The organism is Rickettsiales bacterium (assembly GCA_029252805.1).
In the GTDB taxonomy this organism is placed as follows: Bacteria; Pseudomonadota; Alphaproteobacteria; order Rickettsiales; family JALZUV01; genus JALZUV01.
This window is the reverse complement of the sequence record JAQXAR010000027.1, coordinates 54,223-75,489: the sequence shown is the minus strand read 5'-3', so window position 1 is coordinate 75,489 and position 21,267 is coordinate 54,223. Positions and strand designations below refer to the sequence as shown.

17 protein-coding genes are annotated in these 21,267 nt (G+C 48.7%); 7 read left to right on the top strand and 10 right to left on the bottom strand.

Annotated features, from left to right (window positions below; all coding sequences use genetic code 11):
* Nucleotide 1: 1 nt before the first annotated feature.
* The 3 genes from P8P30_06155 to P8P30_06145 all read right to left on the bottom strand — a co-directional run bounded on the left by P8P30_06155 (nt 2) and on the right by P8P30_06145 (nt 3,145).
* Complete coding sequence (locus P8P30_06155; GenBank protein MDG1287133.1) at nt 2-469, bottom strand: RDD family protein; 468 nt, start codon at nt 467-469, stop codon at nt 2-4.
* A gap of 67 nt (nt 470-536) precedes the next feature.
* Nucleotides 537-1,865 carry a cysteine--tRNA ligase gene (gene cysS / locus P8P30_06150; GenBank protein ID MDG1287132.1) on the bottom strand — a complete coding sequence of 443 codons (1,329 nt, stop codon included), beginning with the start codon at nt 1,863-1,865 and terminating at the stop codon, nt 537-539.
* A 14-nt stretch (nt 1,866-1,879) separates the two neighbouring features.
* A complete protein-coding gene (locus tag P8P30_06145; protein MDG1287131.1) occupies nt 1,880-3,145 on the bottom strand; it encodes an FAD-dependent oxidoreductase in 1,266 nt (421 codons plus the stop codon).
* On the opposite strand from P8P30_06145, the gene P8P30_06140 reads away from it, so the two are divergent.
* Nucleotides 3,125-3,892, top strand: a complete 768-nt coding sequence (locus P8P30_06140; protein MDG1287130.1) for a squalene/phytoene synthase family protein — start codon at nt 3,125-3,127, stop codon at nt 3,890-3,892. The two genes, P8P30_06145 and P8P30_06140, sit on opposite strands and share 21 nt — an antisense overlap.
* A gap of 124 nt (nt 3,893-4,016) precedes the next feature.
* A complete protein-coding gene (locus P8P30_06135) occupies nt 4,017-4,148 on the top strand; it encodes a hypothetical protein (protein ID MDG1287129.1) in 132 nt (43 codons plus the stop codon).
* Between the two features lie 84 nt (nt 4,149-4,232).
* Here P8P30_06135 and P8P30_06130 read toward each other — a convergent pair whose 3' ends face one another.
* From P8P30_06130 to P8P30_06120, 3 genes are read right to left on the bottom strand one after another with little or no spacing between them, the layout of a single operon-like run.
* Complete coding sequence (locus P8P30_06130) at nt 4,233-5,018, bottom strand: DsbA family protein (GenBank protein MDG1287128.1); 786 nt, start codon at nt 5,016-5,018, stop codon at nt 4,233-4,235.
* Nucleotides 5,019-5,072: 54 nt separating this feature from the next.
* A complete protein-coding gene (locus P8P30_06125) occupies nt 5,073-6,413 on the bottom strand; it encodes a M48 family metalloprotease (GenBank protein ID MDG1287127.1) in 1,341 nt (446 codons plus the stop codon).
* Nucleotides 6,414-6,461: 48 nt separating this feature from the next.
* On the bottom strand, nt 6,462-8,999 hold the full coding sequence (locus P8P30_06120) for an Rne/Rng family ribonuclease (GenBank protein MDG1287126.1): 2,538 nt from the start codon (nt 8,997-8,999) through the stop codon (nt 6,462-6,464).
* A gap of 260 nt (nt 9,000-9,259) precedes the next feature.
* On the opposite strand from P8P30_06120, the gene P8P30_06115 reads away from it, so the two are divergent.
* The 5 genes from P8P30_06115 (at nt 9,260) to mnmA (ending at nt 16,145) form a co-directional block, all read left to right on the top strand.
* Nucleotides 9,260-10,489, top strand: coding sequence for an N-acetylmuramoyl-L-alanine amidase (locus P8P30_06115; GenBank protein MDG1287125.1), 1,230 nt, complete (start codon nt 9,260-9,262; stop codon nt 10,487-10,489).
* Between the two features lie 40 nt (nt 10,490-10,529).
* The gene (locus P8P30_06110) at nt 10,530-13,376 is read left to right on the top strand and encodes a penicillin-binding protein 1A (protein ID MDG1287124.1); all 2,847 of its coding nucleotides are present in this window, start codon (nt 10,530-10,532) and stop codon (nt 13,374-13,376) included.
* Nucleotides 13,376-14,498 (top strand): peptide chain release factor 2 gene (prfB, locus tag P8P30_06105; GenBank protein ID MDG1287123.1). Its coding sequence is split into 2 segments (ribosomal slippage): nt 13,376-13,444 and nt 13,446-14,498, totalling 1,122 coding nucleotides; the frame shifts between segments, so codons are not numbered across the junction. Before P8P30_06110 ends, prfB begins: the two co-directional genes overlap by 1 nt.
* A gap of 52 nt (nt 14,499-14,550) precedes the next feature.
* A complete protein-coding gene (locus P8P30_06100) occupies nt 14,551-14,985 on the top strand; it encodes a PAS domain-containing protein (GenBank protein MDG1287122.1) in 435 nt (144 codons plus the stop codon).
* A gap of 44 nt (nt 14,986-15,029) precedes the next feature.
* Nucleotides 15,030-16,145: a tRNA 2-thiouridine(34) synthase MnmA gene (gene mnmA, locus P8P30_06095; protein ID MDG1287121.1), complete on the top strand. Its 1,116-nt coding sequence runs from the start codon at nt 15,030-15,032 to the stop codon at nt 16,143-16,145.
* Between the two features lies 1 nt (nt 16,146).
* Here the strand turns inward: mnmA and P8P30_06090 are convergent, their stop codons facing one another.
* From P8P30_06090 to P8P30_06075, 4 genes are all read right to left on the bottom strand, one after another.
* Nucleotides 16,147-16,620, bottom strand: a complete 474-nt coding sequence (locus P8P30_06090; protein MDG1287120.1) for a hypothetical protein — start codon at nt 16,618-16,620, stop codon at nt 16,147-16,149.
* 15 nt (nt 16,621-16,635) lie between these two features.
* On the bottom strand, nt 16,636-18,702 hold the full coding sequence (locus tag P8P30_06085; GenBank protein ID MDG1287119.1) for a hypothetical protein: 2,067 nt from the start codon (nt 18,700-18,702) through the stop codon (nt 16,636-16,638).
* A gap of 141 nt (nt 18,703-18,843) precedes the next feature.
* Nucleotides 18,844-20,139 carry an adenylosuccinate synthase gene (locus tag P8P30_06080; protein MDG1287118.1) on the bottom strand — a complete coding sequence of 432 codons (1,296 nt, stop codon included), beginning with the start codon at nt 20,137-20,139 and terminating at the stop codon, nt 18,844-18,846.
* Nucleotides 20,132-21,232 carry an ATP phosphoribosyltransferase regulatory subunit gene (locus P8P30_06075; protein MDG1287117.1) on the bottom strand — a complete coding sequence of 367 codons (1,101 nt, stop codon included), beginning with the start codon at nt 21,230-21,232 and terminating at the stop codon, nt 20,132-20,134. Before P8P30_06075 ends, P8P30_06080 begins: the two co-directional genes overlap by 8 nt.
* Between the last annotated feature and the right edge of the window lie 35 nt (nt 21,233-21,267).

The following is a 21,267-nucleotide window of genomic DNA, read 5'->3' as shown; positions in this document are numbered from 1 at the left end:
TTTACTTATAAACTACGATTGTTCCAGCCAGTTTATCATGCCAGCTTTGTTTACGCTTATCAAATCCAGCCCAGATATAGCCGAGACCAAGGGGGATTGCTGACAGAATATAGGCGAAATACCGGCCGATTGCTTGTCCCGTAGAAATACTCTCACCCGTTTTCGCATTCACAATCATGAGTTTTAGTAGGATTTTTCCTGGGGTTCCTGCGCGGTAGAGCCAAAATAATATCGTGGCTGCGATAGGGAAGACATAAGATAAAATCACATCAATGACACCATGCGACATTGTTTCCGCATCAGTGAAATAGGCGCTGCCATATACCATGTAAAGAATTGGCATAATAATAACGAGCATCAATATTCCATCAATGATCTGTGCGAGAAAGCGAATCCAAAAACCTCCGTATTTATAATCTTGCGAAGGTAGAGTTTCAGCGCTTATTGTGTCGGGAGTCATTTTTTCCATGGTATTCTTTTCCAATTAGTGATGTGTTTAATCAATATATGAAGATCATAGGCGATGCTACGTAAAACTAACTACGTCGCCAGTCGGTGGTACCATCGCGCTTATCCTCTAGGATAATGCCACGATTATCTAGTTCTGTGCGGATGCGATCACTTTCGGCAAAATCTTTGGCCTTTTTCGCAGCGATACGGGCGTCGATGAGTGTTTGAATTTCAGCATCACCCTCCGATGCTTCACCTTTAAACCACGTATTGGCATCTTGCTGTAGCACACCAATGATATCGCCCATGGCCTTGAGATGCGAGCCATCGGCCGCTTTATGCATGTGGCTAATGGCGAGCGGTAGGTTCATATCATCGCGCAAAGCATCGACAAATGCTTGTGACGGCACAACGTCGGTTGGCGGAGTGTCCTGCAACTTGCGATACCAGCTATCCAGCGTTTTCTTCGCGTCCGATAGGAGCTTCTCATTCCAATCGAGCGGCTCGTTATATTTGGTCATGAGGAAGGCGAGGCGGATCGTTTCGCCGTGAATTCCTTTTTCTAACAAATCATGCACGGTCGTGAAATTGCCGAGCGATTTGCTCATTTTCTCACCGCTAATGGTGAGAAAACCATTATGCACCCAATATTTAGCGAAGTGGCTGTCAGGGTTCGCGCCGCAGCTTTGTGCGATTTCATTCTCGTGATGCGGGAATTTTAGATCCGCGCCGCCGCCGTGAATATCAAAATCGTCACCCAGCAAATCGGTGCTCATGGCAGAACATTCAATATGCCAGCCTGGGCGGCCTTTGCCCCAAGGGCTATCGAAACTGCTCCCCTCATCTGTCGCAGGTTTCCAAAGAACAAAATCACCCGGATGACGTTTGTAAGAAGCGACTTCAACCCGAGCGCCGGCCACGAGATCTTCTAATTTCCGCCCCGATAGCTTGCCGTAATCTGCCCCCGATTCAACGGAGAATAAGACATGACCTTCTGATACGTAAGCCGCTTCGTTTGCGATGAGTGTCTCGATCATTGTAATCATCTGCGCGATATAGTCGGTCGCGCGTGGCTCATGGGTGGGGGCGATGCAATTCAGTGCGCCAATATCATGATGGAAGGCAGCAGTTACTTCAGTCGTCAGCTCGTTAATGCTAATGCCACGCGCGTTCGCCGCCGTGATGATCTTATCATCAACATCGGTAATGTTGCGTGCATAGACCACATCACTCTCACCATAAATAAGGCGCAGGATGCGGAATAAAATATCATAAACCACAACTGCGCGCGCATTGCCTAAATGCGGGCGGTCATAAACAGTCGGGCCACAAGCATAGAGCGTTACCCGATCTTTATTGAGTGGGGTGAATTTTTCGCGCGTGCGCGTGAGTGTGTTTTGCAAAGTAAGAGTCATGCTCGTGTCCTAACCTATTGTGCCTTTTGCTTCAAGCACCAGCGTGCGGCTCTGTTACCGCTGGTAATCGCATTCTCGATGCAAGCCGGTAGCGGCGAATCGAGCCAATCGCCCGCGAGCGTTAGATTTGCTAATCCGCTCTCAGCTTTTGGCCGCTGTGCGAGGTTCTTCGGTGTGGCAGCAATCGTTGCGCGTTTTTCTGTGACGATGCGGTGTGGCGGCATCGGTTTATCTTTGAGCGCGGAATAACATTTACCCACTTCCTGCCATAAAAGATGTGCGATATTCTCTTTATTATAGAATGCAGAAGTTTCGGCATGGCTAGTCGTGGTAGAGATAATACCGTCTTTAAGGAAAACCCAATGCAGCGGGCTATTGACCGTGCCGAGTAACCGAGGTGCCAGCTTATCCGTATCATAAAGGAAGTGGCCATTAATAATGCTGTTCGTTTCCAGTGGAGGAATATTGAGCGACGGTATCAGAGCCGCCGTCGCTTCGGGCGGTAGTGCCAGCACCACCCGCGCATCCGCCGCGATAGTTTTGCGAAATTCGGTAAATTGCAAAGCGCTGACACGTCCGTTTTCGATTTCGATCATGCGTAGGCGTTGCATCAGCTCCACTTTATCAATCTGTCGCAAAGCCGGTTCAATCAGTGCCCTATTAAAATCGCTGTATATTTGTAAGTAATCGGCATTACCCGGCATCAGCATACGCAGCCACACATTGCGCAATATCTGTGCGGAGGCATATTTAGGATGAGTATTCAGCGCGGCAATACAAAGCGGTTCTACAAACTCGCGGTAAAACTGACTTTGCGTGTTAAAGCATTGCGCGACGGTTTTATCTTTCGAGGCTGCAAGCAAGTGTAGGCCCTGCCATGCGTCATGCACAAAGGGGGGGCGCACATACCATTGCTTACGGTTTGCCGCATCGTGGAAGATATAATCTTGCGTCACCCCGTAAAACTCGTGGAAGGTGCTGAGCTGTTTAATATAGTTCCATGCCGCGCGGTTGCCGCGCAGGATAAGGTGGTTGCCATTATCCAATATGCGTCCCAGTTTCTTATCGTCGTAAGAGCGACACCGCCCGCCAGCTTGGTTGCTCGCCTCGTAAAGCGTGACAGGCACGCCCTTGCTCTGTAATCGCACAGCACAAGCCAAGCCCGATAATCCAGCGCCCACCACATGCACGCGGCGTGGTTTGAATTTGGATGTCGATAAACCTAGCATTTGGCTAAATTCTCGCGCATAACGGCTCTCATGCAAGCCAATATTCAACATTGCCGAAAACTACTGCGCGAAAAAGATTACCCGCGTTATTTGCTGAGTCTTTCCTTGCCGCCGAAGCAGCGCGAGAGGCTGTGGGTATTGGGCGCGTTCAATGTGGAAATTTCCCGCGCCGCAGAAACCACAGAAATAGCCACCGGCGCGATCCGTCTAAAATGGTGGATGGAGGCGTTGGAGCAGCCACGTAAACATCCCGTCGTTGAGGCGATTCATGCAATGGAGTTTGATATCGCACCGTTACTGGCCGCGTTAGAGGCGCGTGAGGCGGATATTGAAACAGGCTATCACTTTGCCGATATGAAGGTGCTGGATGCTTATGCCACTGCGACTGGTGGTTTTTGGTTGCCTTTGGCGGAAACGGATGAGCAAAAGAAATGGCTCACGCAATTAGGCCAAGTCTGGGTATTGCAAGGGCTGCTCTGGGCGACGGGCTATCAGCTGAATGAAAGCTATAGCACCATTCCTGAAGAAGTCTTCGCCGCACATGGTATCGACCCACTCGCCGCTGAGGAAGATATCACGCCGCAGCTTTGTCATATTATCCAAACCCTAGCACGCCGAGTCGAAGAAACGCTCAAACGCATCGATGTGCCAAAAGATGCCCCGCTTGCCCGCGCGATTCCCTTTCTCTATGGGCGTGCCAGTAAGATGCAGCAAACACCCGAATTAGCGCTCGCCATCAATCCCTCCGAATCACGCTTGAAAATGGTGTGGAAAATGATGTTCGCCAAGCAATTGTAACAGAACTGTAACTTAACTTTTGGCTGCATTTGTGGCATCTTAGTGGTTAATTTTGTAATCCGTTTTTTTTTAAATTTATGTGAATGACTCTTCGATCAGAAAATCGAAATAAAAAACTTCTATCATGGCTAAGAAAATCATTAGCAAGAAGAAAGCATTAAACTTATTGGCGAACAAAGATGCAAAACCGACGCCAAAACCAAAGGGAGTGATTGGTAAAGAAGAAGCCCTAGACAAACTGAAGAAGAAGAAATAAGAAGTCGTTTTTATTTCTTATGTTAAGTAACAGCGTCCAAAGCCCTAAGTGGTTTGGACGCTGTTCTTTTTTGTGCCGAAGTCCCTATTTCTTCATCTTCGCTTTCAGCGCTGTGATACGGGCGTCTACATCTGCGAATGGGATCGCGCCAGGAATGAGCTCGCCATCAAGGACAAGCGCCGGAGTGCCTTGAATACCAGTTTTACCTGCAACATCCGCGACGGCTTGAATCTCTTTGGCCACGCGCGCGCCGTTCATTTCTTTTTCAAATGCGGCAATATCAACCTGCACCTGACCGGCATAATCATTCAATGCCGCTTGGTCATACTCGCCATTATGCTTCATAAGCATCATGTGGTAATCCATATAACGTTTAGGCTTTAGGTAGTTAATCGCCAAAGAAGCCATCGCCGCTTTGCGCGAGCCTTCAGATAAAATTGGAAATTCTTTAAACACGACTTTAATGTCCGGATGCTTTTCGAGCAATTGCTGAACGGTGTTAGCCATACGTTTGCAATAACCACAACGATAGTCAAAGAACTCCGCAATCACGATGCCACTTTTGCCTGTTCCAGCTGTAGGCGAGTTATCCGCATTCATGATGGCTGGAAGAAAATCTTTCAACGCGCCGGCAGTTTGGGCTTGTTGTTTAGCGGCGGCTTTCGCTTGCATGCCTTGCAGAGCTGCCACGATTTGTTCTGGGTTATTAGAAATATAATCCGCAACGATGGCTTTCACCCTATCGGAGCTAATCTCTTCACTTACGCCTGTGCTAACGCCAGTGCCGGCGCTAGGGAGGTAATTTCCTGCTACTGCACCAATGGCTAAGCAGGCTAGGCCTGTTACTACTAATTTACTTACGTCGCTCATTATCATCTCCTTAGGGGCTATCTTTGATCGTACTTTAATAACATTTTGCTTTGATTACGAAGCCTTTTCTTTCTTTTCTCTTTGTAAGCGGATGGCTTCTTCGCGAGCGTCTTGTGCGCGCAACATAGCGGGCGATGTTTTGGGGAGCTTATCGAGCGCTTCGGTGGCATATCGGCGCGCCAACTCTCCATCGCTACGCAGGAGTGCTGCTTCAGCGTAGGCGAGGGCGGCTTTGCCGTTATGGCCGATTTCCGCTTCGGCTTGTCCGAGTAATTGCCACGTGAGTGCGTTCGTGTGGTCCTGTTGACTCGCGCGGCTTAGCTCTTTGGCAGCCAGTGTAAAGTCAGCGTTCTTTTGTGACATTAAAACACGCGCATAGTCGGTGCGAAGTAGGCCGCTATCTGGCTTTAGGCTGAGTGCCTTTTGGATGTAAGGCCGCGATTCGCTATGGCGCCCAGTTTCCGATAATATCTGCGCTTTTAGTTCTAGGAAATAAGGATTCTTAGGCTCTTTTACGAGCAATTCGTCGATTCCTTTGAGGGCGTCTTCTGTTTTAGAGAGCCGGTGTGCAGCGACGATGCGGGTCAGCTTGTCAGAGGTCTTCTCATTTGCCGTTGCCTGCAATAATATCTCTGGATCATTGAGGAATCCTTTAAGTTTGCCGAGCACTCTGGCATGACGTTCCATTGTTTCGGCATCTAACTTAGGGGCTTTTTTATTTTGTTTGAGCAAATGCCCGCGTACATGGGCGATACGTTCTTTGGAAAGCGGGTGGGTCAGCGCATAGGGATCTAATTTGGTGCGATAGAGCTGTTCGCGGGAGCGAAGCTTTTCCATCAGTGACAGCATGCCTTCAGGCGAGATGTTGGTCTTATCGAGATACGATAGCGCCGCTTGATCTGCTGCTTGCTCATTCACGCGGGTGAAGGAGAGGATGTTACGTTGCGTGACATGCTGTCCGGCTGAAAGGATGCCTGCCGCTGCTTCACCGCCGCCGGCAAGGCCAGCCGCAGCGCCGAGCACATAGCTTAAGATCGTGCTGAGCTGTGCGTCTTTGAGCGCTTCGGTGCCACGTGCTAAATGCCCGCCAGCGATATGTCCGGTTTCATGTGCGATCACGCCGATTAGCGTTTCGGGTTCTTTGGACGCCATAATCAGTCCCGTATGGATGAACATATTAGCACCGCCTGCGACAAAGGCGTTCAACGTGGGGTCATTGACGATAAAGATATTAACGCTGGAAGGTTCTAACCCTGCGGCTTCAAAAATAGGGTCAGAATAATCGCGAAGGAGTGCTTCTGTTTCCGCATCGCGAATGAGCGATAGGGCATAGGCTGGCTGTGCAATCAGCACGCCGAGCAATAAAAGGGATAGAGAATGAAAAAAGGCTCTCACCTTAATAATATAGGTGAGAGCCTTTGGAATTACTAGTTGTACTCGTCGCTATTCGACAATCTTTTGCCACCAGCCCGAGCGTTTTGGCGCTTTCGGCTTTTCTTCGACTTTTACTTCCACAGCAGGAGGCTCTTGCGGTTTTACCAATTTAGGTTCAGAAGTTTCTTCTGTCGCTTCAACTTTCTTGCGAGGGCGTCCACGGCGTTTCGGCTTCTCTGCTTCTACAGCAACCGCTTCAGGTTTTACTTCAGGTGCAACTGTATCAGAAACTTTAGTCTCAGCTTCAGCTTCAGCTTTCGCTTCAGTTTCGACCTTCTTACGACCACGGCGTCCGCGTTTCGGCTTCTCTTCGGTTTTTGCTTCCGAAGGAGCAGCCTCAGAAGCTTCTGTCACGGTTTCATCCGAGTTCTCTTTAGTATTATCGGTTTCCGTTTTTGTTTCGACGTTTGACTTGTTCTCATCTCTATCTTGGCGATTGCGACCACGGCCACCACGGCGGCGGCTGCGAGCAGGGCGCTCTTCACCATCATCGGAACGAGCCGGGCGGCGATCATTTGACTTTTCGCTGCCTTTGCGACGGAATTTTTCGATACGGAAGTCACCTTCATGCAAGGTGCCATCAATGACGAGTTCTACCGAACAGGTATAACCGTTTTCGATCTTATCCAATTCAGCGCGCATGTTATTGAGGATATAGAGTGCCTCAGATGCGGTGATTGAAACGCGGAAGCGATCAAAATCTCCACTGCTGACTTCTTTTTCCAACGCGCGGATAATTTGAATGCCGAGCGCGGCTTCCGAACGGATTGTGCCTGTGCCTTGGCAATGCGGACAGCTGCGATCGATCGTTTCAGCAATGGACGGGCGCATCCGTTGGCGTGACATTTCCATCAAGCCAAACGTACTAATACGTGCCACTTGAATCTTCGCACGATCAGGGCGTAACGCTTCTTTCATCGCACGTTCAACGGCGCGACGATTCTTGCCTTCATTCATATCGATGAAATCAATCACGATCAGGCCTGCCAAATCACGCAAACGTAATTGACGCGCTACTTCGCGAGCAGCTTCCAAGTTTGTTTTAAGCGCGGTTTCTTCAACATTACGCTCACGCGTTGAACGGCCTGAGTTCACATCGATCGAGATCAGTGCTTCTGTTGGGTTCATCACAATCGAACCACCCGAACGTAAACGTACTTCAGGCTCTGTCATAGATGAAAGCTGGTTATCAATGCCTTCTTCATGGAAGAGTGGCATCTCACCTTTATGCAGTTTCACTTTGGGTGCATGGCTTGGGATTAGCATTTTCATGAAAGCTTTCGTTTCCTTGAAAATAGCTTCGCCATCGACGATAATATCATCAATGTCGCTACTGTAGCTATCACGAATGCAGCGCTGAACGATATTGCTTTCCTCATACACACGGGCAGGGGCGCTGGAGACTAATGTATCCTCGCGTATCTGGTTCCAGAGTTTGACGAGATATTCAAAGTCACGTTTAATTTCAGCACGTGTATGGCCAGCACCAGCAGTACGAATGATAACACTCATGCCTGTAGGTAACGCCATATCCGAGAGAATTTTCTTTAAACGCTTACGATCTTCACCACTGTTGATTTTGCGTGAGACACCACCACCGCGAGGGCTGTTTGGCATCAATACGCAATAACGGCCAGCGAGTGATAGGAATGAAGTCAGAGAAACGCCTTTATTGCCGCGCTCTTCTTTGATCACTTGAACCAAGAGAACTTGGTTGCGTTTGATCACTTCTTGGATTTTGTAGCGACGAGTATAGTCACGTTTGCGGCGAGGACGTTCAATTTCGTCTTCCCCGCTAAGGACTTCAACTTCAGCGCCATCTTCACCGTCGCTTTTATTGTTGCGGCGGTTGTTGTTATTGTTGCGACCACCACGATTGCGGCCACCACGACGGCGACGGCGACGAGTTTTATCATCGCCTTCACCTTCAGCGCCTTCAGCCTTAGCTTCTTCGGCAGAGCCTTCAGCTTTAGCTTCCTTATCAGTCGCTTTGTCTTCAGGTTTAGCTTCGGTAGCGGCTTGCGCTTCAGCTTTCGCTTTTTCGTCGGCTTCGATTTCAGATTTCTTGCGGCGGCCGCGACGGCGAGGTTTTGGTTTCTCTTCCGCATCCGCTTTGACTTCACCGTCTGTGACGACTTCGCTGCTTACACTTGCTTCCGCATCTGCTTTTGCCGCGAGCGTGTTGGTCACTTGATCTTCTTCAAGTTCCTCAGTCTCTGCTAAATCATCTTCATCGTCGGCGATATCTTTTGCCGCTTCATCTTCCTCTTCTTGGATCAGTCTTTCACGATCCGAAGTAGGGATTTGGTAATAGTTAGGATGAATTTCCGAAAAAGGTAGGAAGCCTTGCTTACCACCGCCATATTCGACAAAGGCAGCTTGAAGCGACGGCTCGACGCGCGTCACTTTCGCTAAATATACATTTCCTTTTATTTGCGGCTTAGCCGCGGTGGTAAAATCAAATTCTAAAATAGAGGATTTATTGTCGGTTATAACGACACGGGTTTCCTCCGGGTGGACCGCATCGACCAGCATTTTGCGTGACATTGTTTTGTACTCCGTTGTGCCCGACGCTAAGGTTCTCGCAGCCATAATCCAGCATCAAAGCGCTAGTATGCGCGATGCTTAAGATTCTTCTGTTTGAGGTGTGAGCGTACATTGGGGCTATTTAAATATTTATCTTTAATGTGTTAAATTAAGTTCTGTTCTACGCCTGCAGGAGCTTTCTGTTCCTTTTAGCGGGGAATTATTGAGTTTCACCAAGCTTTGTCCTTGGTTTCATTCGTAACCTCTTTATAAAGAAAACCGTGAGTTTCGCAATCAAGAATTTTAGTCTCCTATTGTTTCTGCTGGTCTGGGTGCCATTTACCAGTGCTGCGCTGGAAGTGCGTGATGTGCATATTAAGCCAACAAATAACGGAGAAATCCTAACGGTTGAGCTTGATGAGCATGTGAATCATAGCGTTTTCGCTCTAAAGAACCCAGATAGGCTTGTGGTAGATTTACCAGCCTTTAAGTGGAAGGTGGATACACAAAAGGTGGCTCGTGTAGGGAGCCAGTTTATTAAACGCATCCGTTATGCGCGCTTTGATGAAAATACGTCACGTGTCGTGCTGGATATGCATGAAGCGGTGAATTTCGATGAAATTCGTTCGAATCAAAACAATAAGAAGCAATTTCGGCTAACCGCCAAGAGTGGTGCCTCACCGAAACGCGCTGAGAAGGCGCGCTCTAAGTCAGCGGCTCTGTGGTCACGAAAGAATAATAAAAGTCGTCCGCCGACGGTCATAGTGCAAGATGACAACAAGAGTAATAAGGGTGAATTGCCAACTTCAAAGCCGCGTAAGCCAAAAGTGACTGATAAACCGCTTATTGTGATTGATGCGGGGCATGGTGGCAAAGACCCCGGCGCACATGGTCGTAAAACCAAAGAGAAGGTGGTGACGCTGCGTTACGCGCGTGCCTTGCGAGATCAATTAAAGGCGACGGGCAAGTATCGTGTCACCTTAACCCGTAACCGCGATAAAATTATCCCGTTGCGCGAGCGTTTCCGTATCGCACGTCGTGAAAAGGCCGCGATATTTCTCTCGCTCCATGCAGATTCAGCGCCGAATAAGGATGCGCGCGGACTTTCGATTTATACCTTATCGGAAAAAGCATCAGATAAAGAAGCGGCGGCTCTTGCGACGCAGGAAAACAAAGTGGATTTGCTAGCCGATGTTGACCTGACGCACGAAGATGAAGAGGTGGCTGACATCCTGATTGACTTGGCACGTCGTGAAACAAAGAATAAATCGGTCAAATTGGCAGAAAAGATCGTCAAAAAGATGAAGGGCAAGATTAAGTTACTAAAAAACCCTCACCGTCATGCTGGCTTTGCGGTATTGAAAGCACCTGATATCCCGTCTGTGTTGGTGGAGATTGGCTTCCTGACTAACCCTGAAGACGAACGGCTTATCAATCAAAAGGAACATCAGAATAAAGTGGTGAAGGGATTGCAACAAGGCATCACAAACTATTTTGCAGCGCAGCGCTGATAGCGTAGACTGACTGGGAAGAATAATAATAAGAAGAAAAATGCAGATTAGATCTCGATTTTTACGTGTTATAACATGGTTGCTATCGCTCGGGTTTACCGGGGTGATATTTGGCTGCTTGGCGGTGATTGGGCTGTTCTATATGTACAGTCATGATCTGCCGGATCCGGGGAAGCTAGCGAAATATGAGCCGCCGATTGTAACACGTCTGTATGCCAATAATGGTAAGTTGCTGGCTGAATATGCGACGGAGCATCGTCTCTATCTGCCGTTGGGCGCGATGCCGAAGCGTTTGATCAATGCATTCCTTGCGTCGGAAGATAAAGATTTTTACCGACATGATGGCGTTGATTTTATGAGTATCGCCCGTGCGATTGTCACCAATATCAATAATTACGGGCAGGGCCGTGCCATGGTAGGGGGCTCAACCATCACGCAGCAAGTGGTGAAGAACTTCCTCCTAACCAATGAACGTTCATTTGAACGTAAGATTAAGGAAGCGATCTTGGCGTTTCGTATGGATCGAATTTACACGAAAGACCGTATCCTTGAGCTTTATCTGAACGAAATTTACCTAGGGCTGCGTTCTTATGGTGTCGCGGCAGCGGCACTTAACTATTTTAACAAATCTCTCGAAGAGTTGACCATTGCCGAAGTGGCCTTCTTAGCCGGGCTTCCTAAAGGGCCAGCCAATTACAATCCGAATCAGAATTATGAGCGCGCGATGAATCGGCGTTCTTATGTATTAAAGCGCATGTATGCGAATGGATTTATCACCGCAGAAGAGATGAAGGTGGCCGATAGTTCTCCGATCACCACGCGAGAACGTGACAAGAGTGAAGTGGCCAGCGCTGACTTCTTTGCGGAGGAAGTGCGCCGTAAACTTGCCGAACAATATGGACAGGAAGTCTTATATGAAGGTGGCTTGTTCGTGAAAACGACGGTGGATCCGAAGACACAAAAACTAGCTGATAATGCGTTGCGTAAAGCGCTTTCTGATTATGATCGCCGTCATGGCTGGCGTGGGCCGATCGCGCATTTCCCCAATTTCTCGGAATGGAAGCTGCGGATCGAAAAGTTAGCGGAAAAAACACCGGTGTTCGATAATCAACGTTTGGCGATGGTCAAAACGGTCGAGGATAAGCAAGCGATATTGGTGATGTCTGAAGGCAAGCAGGGCAAGCTGAGGTTATCGGAAGTGAAATGGGCGCGCAAATATGTGAGCGAGACCATTATGGGGGGCGCGGTGAAGAAGGTGTCAGATGTGTTGCGTGTCGGAGATGTGGTACTGATAGATCCTATTTTCACGACACCCGAAGCCCCGGCGGAAGAGCCGAAAGAAACTGGTGCTTATAAGCTCCTACAGATACCGAAGGTTAATGGTGCTCTGGTTGCGATGGACCCACATTCAGGACAGGTGATGGCCATGTCTGGTGGCTACAGCTATCAGGGGTCAGAGTTTAACCGTGCGACGCAAGCGAAGCGTCAGCCCGGCTCTGCCTTTAAGCCGTTTGTTTATTTGGCTGGGATTGAATCCGGCATGACGCCTGCGACGAAATTGATGGATGGTCCGATCTCCATTCCACAAGGGCCGGATAGACCTGATTGGAAACCGCAAAACTATAGTGGCGACTTTTTGGGCAGTGTGACCATGCGTATGGGCTTAGAACGTTCGCGTAATGCGATGACGGTTTATTTGGCGAGTCTACTCGGCATTGAACGCATTCAGGAGATTGGTAAACGTTTCGGCATTTATGACGACCTGCCGCCACATTATGCCACGGTGTTAGGCTCGCAAGAAACGACTCTGATGAGACTCGTCAATGCTTATGCGATATTGGTCAATGGCGGTAAGAAGGTTGAGCCGCAGTTGATTGAGCGCATTGATGATCGTTATGGGAATATTGTTTTCCGGCGTGATAATCGTGAATGTAAGAATTGTTCCTACCGCGATGATATTCCGCCTGAAATGCAAAAAGCACCGCCGGAGCTTAAAGATGACCGTGAAACGGTGGTGGACGCTGCGTCTGCTTATCAAACTACCTATATGCTACAAGGCGTCGTTGAGCGCGGAACGGCACGACGTGCCAAAGCGCTGGGTATGCCTCTAGGCGGAAAAACTGGTACGACCAATGATAGTCGTGATGCATGGTTTATTGGTTTCTCTTCTGATCTGGTGGTCGGGCTTTACATTGGCTTTGACCAACCGAAGCCGCTAGGGCCCAAAGAAACGGGTAGCTCTGTTGCGTTGCCGGGGTTTGTCAATTTCATGGAAACGGCGTTGGATAAGAATACCGTGCGCCCATTCAGTATGCCTGAAGGGATTCGTCTTTATAAGATCGACCGTTGGACGGGCCGTCCGCCTTATGTGGGGAGTCCGGCGAAGAATATCATCTATGAGGCGTTCAAATATTACGAGAGCCCGAATCATGCGAATCGCTACGGTAATGAGACGCCTTATCAAAGTAAAAGTGAATCGCCGAAAGACACTGCGGGCGAAGGGTACCAGCCGGGTATTGCTGCGACTACACCGCCGACACGACCAGCAGCCTCTGTTAAGCGAGGTGCCGGGTGGGATTATTCTACGCAGCAGCCGAAGTCTAACCGCCAGCGACCACCGTCAGGCTATGTGGTGCCCGGGAATGAAAATCCAGGCGCCCCTGCGCGTGGGCACTATTACGACGAAGCGCCAAATTATGTGGAACGTGCGCAGCAGCTGCAACGTCAACGCGAGGTTCGCGGTTCTTACGATAATGGAGTGACAGGTGGGCGTTATTATGACCGCCAGCCTGTACCCGTCGCACCACGGGCGCCGCAGCAAGGATATGGCTCACGTCAACCAACACGTCCGCCAGCATCGGCTTACGGAACAGGAGGGCTCTACTAATGAAGGCCGAAACAACAGCATTAATCGAACAAATTCAGCAGTCACAGCAACTGCTGAGGAGGTACCTTTGACTGGGACGCTGCCGTTGCCCAATTAGAGGCGCTGAACGAACAAGCCGAAGATCCCGACCTATGGAACGATCAAGCGCGCGCGCAGAAGCTTCTCAAAGAGCGTACCCATCTTGATAATATGGTGAATGGTACGCTCAAGCTTGAGCAGGAGCTTGAAGACCATGTCACAATGATCGAGCTTGGCGAGATGGAGGGCGATGAGGCGACGGTTAAGGAGTCAGAAGTTGCACTGCTAGCGCTTGCCAAGAAGATAAACCGTATGGAGCTAGAGAGCCTGCTTTCGGGCGAGGCAGATGCGAATGATTGCTATATCGAAATTCATCCTGGCGCAGGCGGTACTGAAAGCCAAGATTGGGCGGCAATGCTCTTCCGTATGTATCAGCGGTGGGCCGAACAAAAAGGCTATAAGACCGAGATTGTCGAAGAATCTGCGGGCGATGAGGCGGGGATTAAGTCTGCGACACTCCTCGTGCAGGGACATAATGCTTACGGTTGGTCAAAGGTTGAATCTGGTGTGCATCGTTTAGTGCGGATATCGCCTTTCGATAGCAACGCGCGCCGGCATACTAGTTTTGCCAGTGCGTGGGTTTATCCTGTGATTGACGATACGATTGAAATTGAGATTGAAGATAAAGATCTGCGTATTGATACCTATCGCGCTTCAGGTGCAGGCGGGCAGCATATTAATAAAACCGATAGTGCGATCCGTATTACTCACTTGCCGACCAATATCGTCGTGCAATGTCAGAGTTCGCGTTCTCAGCACCAAAATCGTGCCAGTGCGTTTAAGATGCTGAAAGCTCGCCTGTATGAGGAAGAGCTGCGTAAACGCGAGGAATCGGCCCAAGAAGTAAATGACAGTAAGAGCGATATTGGTTGGGGAAATCAGATCCGTTCGTATGTTTTGCATCCGTATCAAATGGTCAAGGATCTACGCACAAATGTGGAAACGGGCAACACCTCTGCTGTGCTTGATGGCGATTTAGACGAGTTTATGTCTGCCGCACTTGCGCAACGTATCGGAACGGGCGCAAATTCAAAAGCTAAATAGGAGCCTTTTTAGGCTAGCCTAAAGAGACAAAGTAACTTAAGAGGGCGCCTCTATGGCCTCTAATGAACAAAGACACACATTCCGACTGCTCTCCTATTGGAACAGCATTAAGGAAAATAATAAGTTTCCGGATCTTTCCGAAATCAGCCTCGGCGAGATGGAAGACTTGTGGGACTTTTGTTTCGTATTAGATGTGTCTAATCGCGAAAACCCTGAGTTCCAGCATTTCGGTTCCGAGCTTTTGCAAGTGTTTGGCGAGGATTATACAGGTAAGCATCTAGAAGATGCTGCTACGCACTCGGTATTAGCGGATATTTCGAAATTTATTGAAGAAGTATGGTTGATGGAATCTCCCGTGTCGCATTGCGGTGAAGTGACGGTGGAGGGTTCGTTGTTGCGTTACCGAAGCCTGCTCGCACCGCTTTCGGAGCATGAGGATGGGCAGATTCACTACCTTATTGGTACAACGAACTTTCGCTCATACTAATAACACTTGCTGAAAACTCGCAGTTTCCCTATGTTTCGGCTCCTATGAACAGTCTTGGAATTGATAAACCCGTTGAAAAAACCCGCGTCGTTGTTGCGATGTCAGGTGGGGTGGATAGTTCTGTGGCAGCAGCGATGCTCAAGGCAGAAGGCTATGAGGTGATTGGGATTACCTTGCAGCTTTATGATTATGGCGCGGCGGTGGCAAAGCCAGGTAAGACCTGCTGTGCAGGGCAAGATATTCATGACGCACGCCGTGTGGCAGAGGAAATCGATATCCCGCATTATGTTTTGAATTATGAAGATAAATTCAAAGAAGCGGTGATGGAAGACTTCGTTGATTCCTATTTGGCGGGACAAACGCCGATTCCGTGTGTGCGCTGTAATCAATCCGTGAAATTTAAAGACTTGCTGCAAATGGCGCGAGATTTAGGCGCAGATGTGATGGCGACAGGCCATTACGTTCAGCAAGAAATGACCGATAGCGGAAAGTCTTTCATGTTACGCGGGGCGGATGATACCAAAGATCAAAGTTATTTCTTATTTGCGACCACGCAAGAGCAGCTCGACTTTCTACGTTTTCCTTTGGGAGATAAAACAAAGGCTGAGACCCGTGCTCTCGCGGAGCAATACGGCCTGCAAGTGTCAGATAAGCCAGACAGTCAGGATATCTGTTTCGTGCCGACAGGAGGCTATGCCAAGGTTGTTGAGAAGCTTCGTCCAGGCGCGAGTGCACCGGGGGCTATCATTCATATTGAAACGGGTGAAGTTTTGGGTCAGCACAAAGGAATCATCCATTATACAGTGGGGCAGCGTCGTGGTTTGGATATCGGTGGGACACAAGCCCCGCTTTATGTGGTGAAGCTAAATGCGGATGATAAAACTGTATTGGTCGGGCCGCAAGATGCTTTACTGACGCAGGATATCGCCTTGAAAGAGGTGAATTGGCTTGGCGAAGATGTGCCGCAAGAGGGTAAGGAAGTTTTGGTGAAATTGCGTTCGGTAGGTAAGCCCGTATCGGCGAAATTACAGCTTATCGATGATGCCGGTCATGCACAGATCACCCTAACGCCGCCTCAAATGGGAACGGCTCCAGGGCAGGCCTGTGTATTTTACGAAGGTAATCGTGTGCTTGGCGGTGGCTGGATTAAAGCTGCTTAACTTAAAGGTCTGACTTATCGCCAACGCCCCATTCTTCATGTAAACGAACGAGCTTTTTGTGATGTTTCTCGATGCGCTTTGTGTTGAAGACGCGCATGAAGAATTCGGAGGCCATTGGGCAAACTATCATGACTGCATATCCGGCAGCAGCACCACCATAAGCGGATAGCCAGGTAAAAGAGTCAGCCATTTGCTCTTGTAGGGCCCTAACGCTGTTACCATGCGTCATTGTAATATCAATCAGGTAAGGAAAGACTCCTGCGAGGTTGAAGCAAAATACGGTTTTAAACCAAAGTTGCTCATCCGAATCATCAATGAATTTTACCACGAGGGTTGGAAGCATACCAACAAGCAAAAGCATTGTCGTTTGCCTTAATAGCGCGAATGTTCCTACCAGCACGATAAACCAGAGGATTTTGCTTTTAAAGCTGCTTTTCTTTTTTTTCTTTTTCGTTTTTTTTTCGTCGGCCATCATTAGGTGTCCTGAAGGTTAAAGGAAGGGGCGTGAGCTTATATAAACAACGATACCAAGTGCGGTTACGCTCATGAACCATGCAAGTTGTTGCCCCATAATGCGTGATTTAAGGCGTAATTTCCCGTTATCTTGTAGGAAGTTGAACATCTCTCTGTGGAAGCGGAAAAGAGCCTCCGCGCGGCTATGCTCTCGTTGATCGTAAGAAAACATATCTTTGTTGAAAACAAGGAAAGTAATGTGCTCAATGATCCCTTTTTTTGCTAAAAGATTGATTTTGTCGATTAGCTTTTCGCGCTTAGACGTTTGGTGCAGTTGCTCTAGAGCTGGTAATATCATTTCGACGGCCCATTGAGTGAGGCCATGAAGAGGTTTATTCTTAATTTTTTGCTGAGCCATCGTTAGAATTTTGAGCATCAGGAGGCGTTCGTTCGTTGCAAGTTGAGGGAATTTACTCAATTCAACAATTCTGATTTCTCGATTGACTTCAAGCCTGTTCGTTAGGAATGCGGCTATATGACGATCGACAAGTGGTGTTATTTTCGCATGTTTCGCTGCAAGGTTGTTCAAGGTCGTTAATATCTCTTCAACCGTATAAGAATAATGGGGGAGCAGCATTTTTTGCTGACAGCATAAGGAGGGGTTGAGTTGGTAGAGAATGCGTTCAAAGCCGAAGCCAAGTTCTTTTGTTTTTAAAATAGGGCGAAGGTTCTGTAAGCGCCATAGAACGGTTGAGCTAACAGGGTTGTTAATGTCTGCCAATAAACTGTCGGAGTAAGTGAGGAGGTTATTATCAATAACACTGGTAAGTTGTTGTAAGTGCCCGCCATTACCTTTTCTGAATGCCTCCGCGAGTGCCGTTCCAAGCCCGTCTACATTGAGAGAGACTAATCGGAAGCGGATAGGGCCTTGTGGGTCGAGTGCGCTGATGAGCCTGGATAATTCATCGTTTTTTAAGGTACGTACAGGGTTTTCATCATCGCCAATGGGAATGACCCGATCCACCTGACCGCAAACGTCTGTTTTTTTGATGTTTGATTCGAGCCAGCGTAGTAAACGGAAGCCAGAAACCTGAGTGGTCGCCATTTTCCAATCTTTGCACAGATTATGAGCAATTTGTTGGCGAGTATAGAATAGGTTGTTGCGGTACTCAAACGGACGGATAGAATCTTTCGGTTTAGAAGGTGCGACGATGTTATAACGTTTGCCACCAATCCAGCCTTTCATTTGGTTACTGCTCCAACGTTCACCCCGATTTTCATTAATGGTGCCGCGCAAGAGATCTTGTAGGTTCTCAGACATTTCTACTTCGGGGATGAAGCTATTATAAGCTCCGTTTTCGAAGAGTTTTTCGACGCGGTCTGTGCTACTGAGTTCTTGATGTGGGAGATAGCCAAGATGCAGGTGTAATGCGAGTATACCAATGGCATAATAGTCTCCGCTAGTTTCCCCAGCGCCTTTCGCACCTGATAAGCAAAGTACACGCTCAGGCGCTTCATAGCTTGGGTCTTGGAGGTAACCTGAGGGGAGTGCACTACATTCATCGACGGTAATATCATTTTCAAAATATACAGTGTCAGCGTTGATGCACCCATGGTTAATGCCGTACGCTTCAAGTTCGAGCAACATCGCCGCTAACGGGCGAACTACCTGATTGATGATAAAACTTTCTGGAAGTGAGCCGGAATGGCTTAGGATGTCGCTGAGTTTTTTCCCGCGTGGTTTTTGTAGGATGAAAGCGCGATGCGTCTCTCCGCTGTTAGATAGGGTGACAGGGCCTGTCGCGTGGCAGCGAATTAAGTGCGGCACTGTTCCTTTTTGCATCGCTTCCGTTGCGCGATCGCGAAACGGTAAGCTATTGATGCCGACCAAGGCATAAAGTCCTTGATACTCTTCGTTACGGTCAGTTGCCGTAAAGGCTTTGCAGAGCTCATTGCTAAATTCCGGCAAGGGAGACTGAACTTGAATATCAAAGCGTTTGCCAAGCACATCCAAATCACCGCCGCGCGGTGTGTCTACCGTGTGGCGTTTAGCGGTGTTCTGCGGGGTTTCTAAACCCGATGTGTCTTTATCTGTCGCTGCCATAACTTATCTGTAGCTTAAAAATATAGCTATTGTGAAGGGTACAGTGATTGCTTGGCGATGGCTGCAACTGTCTAACCTAAAGCTCAGTAAACTCTTAGGAATTCTCCCAAAAGGTGCGAAAATGTCAGCGATAGGAGTGTTTTAACGTTTTGCGAATGGATCGCGGACCAAAATCGTGTCTTCACGGTCAGGGCTGGTTGATACCATAGCGACGGGGCATTCAATCAACTCTTCTACGCGGCGGATGTATTTTACGGCACGTGCAGGTAAGTCTACCCAGCTACGAGCACCTGCTGTAGAGCCCATCCAGCCCGGCATCGTTTCGTAGATTGGCTCAACCGCTTCTTGGATATCGCTGGCGGCTGGCAGATAATCATAAATCTTACCATCATATTTATAGCCGATACAGATTTTGAGTTCTTCAAATGTGTCCATCACATCAAGTTTGGTCAGGGCGATACCGCTAATGCCGCCAATCTTACAGGCTTGGCGAACCATGACTGCATCGAACCAACCGCAACGACGTTTACGACCGGTAACCGTGCCAAATTCGTGGCCAATCTCGCCAAGTTTTTGGCCGACTGCGTTATCTTGCTCCGTTGGGAAGGGGCCGCTGCCAACACGTGTTGTGTAGGCTTTGGTGATGCCGAGGATATAATCCAATTGGCGAACACTGATACCTGCGCCACTCGCAGCAGAGCCCGCTGTGGTATTCGATGACGTTACGAACGGGTAGGTGCCGTGATCGACATCAAGCATGGTACCTTGTGCGCCTTCGAACAGGATGTGGTTACCTTCGCGGTGTAATTGGTCAATCAGCATCCAAGTTGGTGCCACATAACTCAATAGCTCATCGCGGATTTCGCGGAGCATTTTGAGGGCTTCATCGAGGTCAGCAGGTTCAATGCCAAAGGCTTCAAGCAATGCATTATGGTGTTTATACATGGCGGTGATGCGTTGAACCATCACCTCATCATTGGTTAAGTCACAGATCCGCAATGCGCGGCGCGCTACTTTGTCTTCGTAAGCAGGGCCGATGCCACGGCCTGTTGTGCCGATTTTCCCATCGCCACGTGCGGCTTCAGAAGCTTGATCCATTTTGCTGTGGATCGGTAGAATCAGAGTCGCATTTTCGGCGATTTTGAGGTTCTCAGGTGTGATCGAGATGCCTTGTGCGCGGATGCGTTTCATTTCATCCATGAGGGCCCATGGGTTGATCACCACACCGTTGCCGATGATGCTGATTTTACCACCACGAACGACGCCGGAAGGAAGTAGGCTTAGTTTGTAAGTGACGCCATCGCAAACGAGTGTGTGGCCTGCATTATGTCCACCTTGAAAGCGTACCACGACTTGCGCGCGCTCCGAAAGCCAGTCAACGATTTTACCTTTACCTTCATCGCCCCACTGAGAGCCAATCACTACCACATTAGACATCGCTTAAGTTTTCCTTTTCGAGAAGATGTTTACACTTATGTTCTTTTGCTTCTTGCGTCGCTTCAGCCGCAGTCCTAGCGGTTGAATAAACCGTATGCCAGCCTTTTTCGCGTAAATCATACGCAATTTTTTCATTTGCGCCTTCAAGCACTAAACAACGAGGGGATTCATCGGCTATTTTACTATTTCGGAGTAAGGGCGTAAGATAAAGGGTGAAGCCGTAGGCGGGGAGGCCTTCATGCGCAATATAACGCCCGCCACGGCCAATTTCGCAACCGAGTGACGTCGAAAAAATGGAGAAAGCGATACTATCGTAATAGCCAAAACCGCTTTCCTCGAGTGGGTCAAGTGTGAGGGAGAGGTTCGGAAAGGCGGCTGCAATGGCGCGAACTTGCTTAACCCATGACATGGCGAAAATAGGAAATTGAGGGGCAAGTTCTTCAAATGTGCCCAAGCTTACGCCATCTATCAAGGTTAGTAGCGCTTCAGCAACCGGATGGTTGATGGCCATGATCGTGTGGCGATCTTTCTGCTCAACGGCGCGTCGTGTTGTTTCACGTTTCTTAGCGGGCAGTTCTTTGAGAAGCGTTGTTAAAAGACCGGGCAAGGTGAGGTCTAAAGAAAGATCATTGACCTCAATGGCACTCAGCGTCTCTTGTGCGCAGCGTAATATCTCAATCAATGAGCTATCGCTTTTTGCGCCAATGCACTCAATGCCGGCTTGAATAACTTGACGAGATTTGTCGAGCCCATCTCCTTTAATACGCAGGCAAGTACCCGCATAGCATAGGCGTAGTGGGAGCGCTTCATTATCCATCCGGCTGGCGGCGATGCGAGCGATTTGCGGCGTCATATCTGCGCGCAATCCCATCATACGTTGGCTCTTAGTATCCATCACGCGAAAGGTTTGGCGGTTTAATTTCGTTTTTTCAAGCAAGCTGTCTTCAAACTCAAGTAGGGGAGGCGAAACTTCCTCATATCCGAAATTGCGGAAACGTTCCAAAACGGTGTTGCGAAGCCTCCGCTCACGCCACGCGTCAGGGGATAATAAATCAGCAAAACCGGAGGGTAGGAGGCTAGAAGATGTTTGCATGTGATTAAACTTTTGTAACTTGAACGAGGTGCAGT

Bases quoted from the DNA above. Each gene is read 5' to 3' on its own strand.
- P8P30_06080 (MDG1287118.1), bottom strand. From the start codon at position 20,139: ATGTCTAATGTGGTAGTGATTGGCTCTCAGTGGGGCGATGAAGGTAAA.
- P8P30_06130 (MDG1287128.1), bottom strand. From the start codon at position 5,018: ATGAGCGACGTAAGTAAATTAGTAGTAACAGGCCTAGCCTGCTTAGCC.
- P8P30_06120 (MDG1287126.1), bottom strand. From the start codon at position 8,999: ATGTCACGCAAAATGCTGGTCGATGCGGTCCACCCGGAGGAAACCCGT.
- P8P30_06085 (MDG1287119.1), bottom strand. From the start codon at position 18,702: ATGGCAGCGACAGATAAAGACACATCGGGTTTAGAAACCCCGCAGAAC.
- mnmA (MDG1287121.1), top strand. From the start codon at position 15,030: ATGAACAGTCTTGGAATTGATAAACCCGTTGAAAAAACCCGCGTCGTT.
- P8P30_06100 (MDG1287122.1), top strand. From the start codon at position 14,551: ATGGCCTCTAATGAACAAAGACACACATTCCGACTGCTCTCCTATTGG.
- P8P30_06090 (MDG1287120.1), bottom strand. From the start codon at position 16,620: ATGATGGCCGACGAAAAAAAAACGAAAAAGAAAAAAAAGAAAAGCAGC.
- cysS (MDG1287132.1), bottom strand. From the start codon at position 1,865: ATGACTCTTACTTTGCAAAACACACTCACGCGCACGCGCGAAAAATTC.
- P8P30_06155 (MDG1287133.1), bottom strand. From the start codon at position 469: ATGGAAAAAATGACTCCCGACACAATAAGCGCTGAAACTCTACCTTCG.
- P8P30_06075 (MDG1287117.1), bottom strand. From the start codon at position 21,232: ATGCAAACATCTTCTAGCCTCCTACCCTCCGGTTTTGCTGATTTATTA.
- P8P30_06145 (MDG1287131.1), bottom strand. From the start codon at position 3,145: ATGTTGAATATTGGCTTGCATGAGAGCCGTTATGCGCGAGAATTTAGC.
- P8P30_06135 (MDG1287129.1), top strand. From the start codon at position 4,017: ATGGCTAAGAAAATCATTAGCAAGAAGAAAGCATTAAACTTATTGGCG.
- P8P30_06110 (MDG1287124.1), top strand. From the start codon at position 10,530: ATGCAGATTAGATCTCGATTTTTACGTGTTATAACATGGTTGCTATCG.
- P8P30_06140 (MDG1287130.1), top strand. From the start codon at position 3,125: ATGCAAGCCAATATTCAACATTGCCGAAAACTACTGCGCGAAAAAGAT.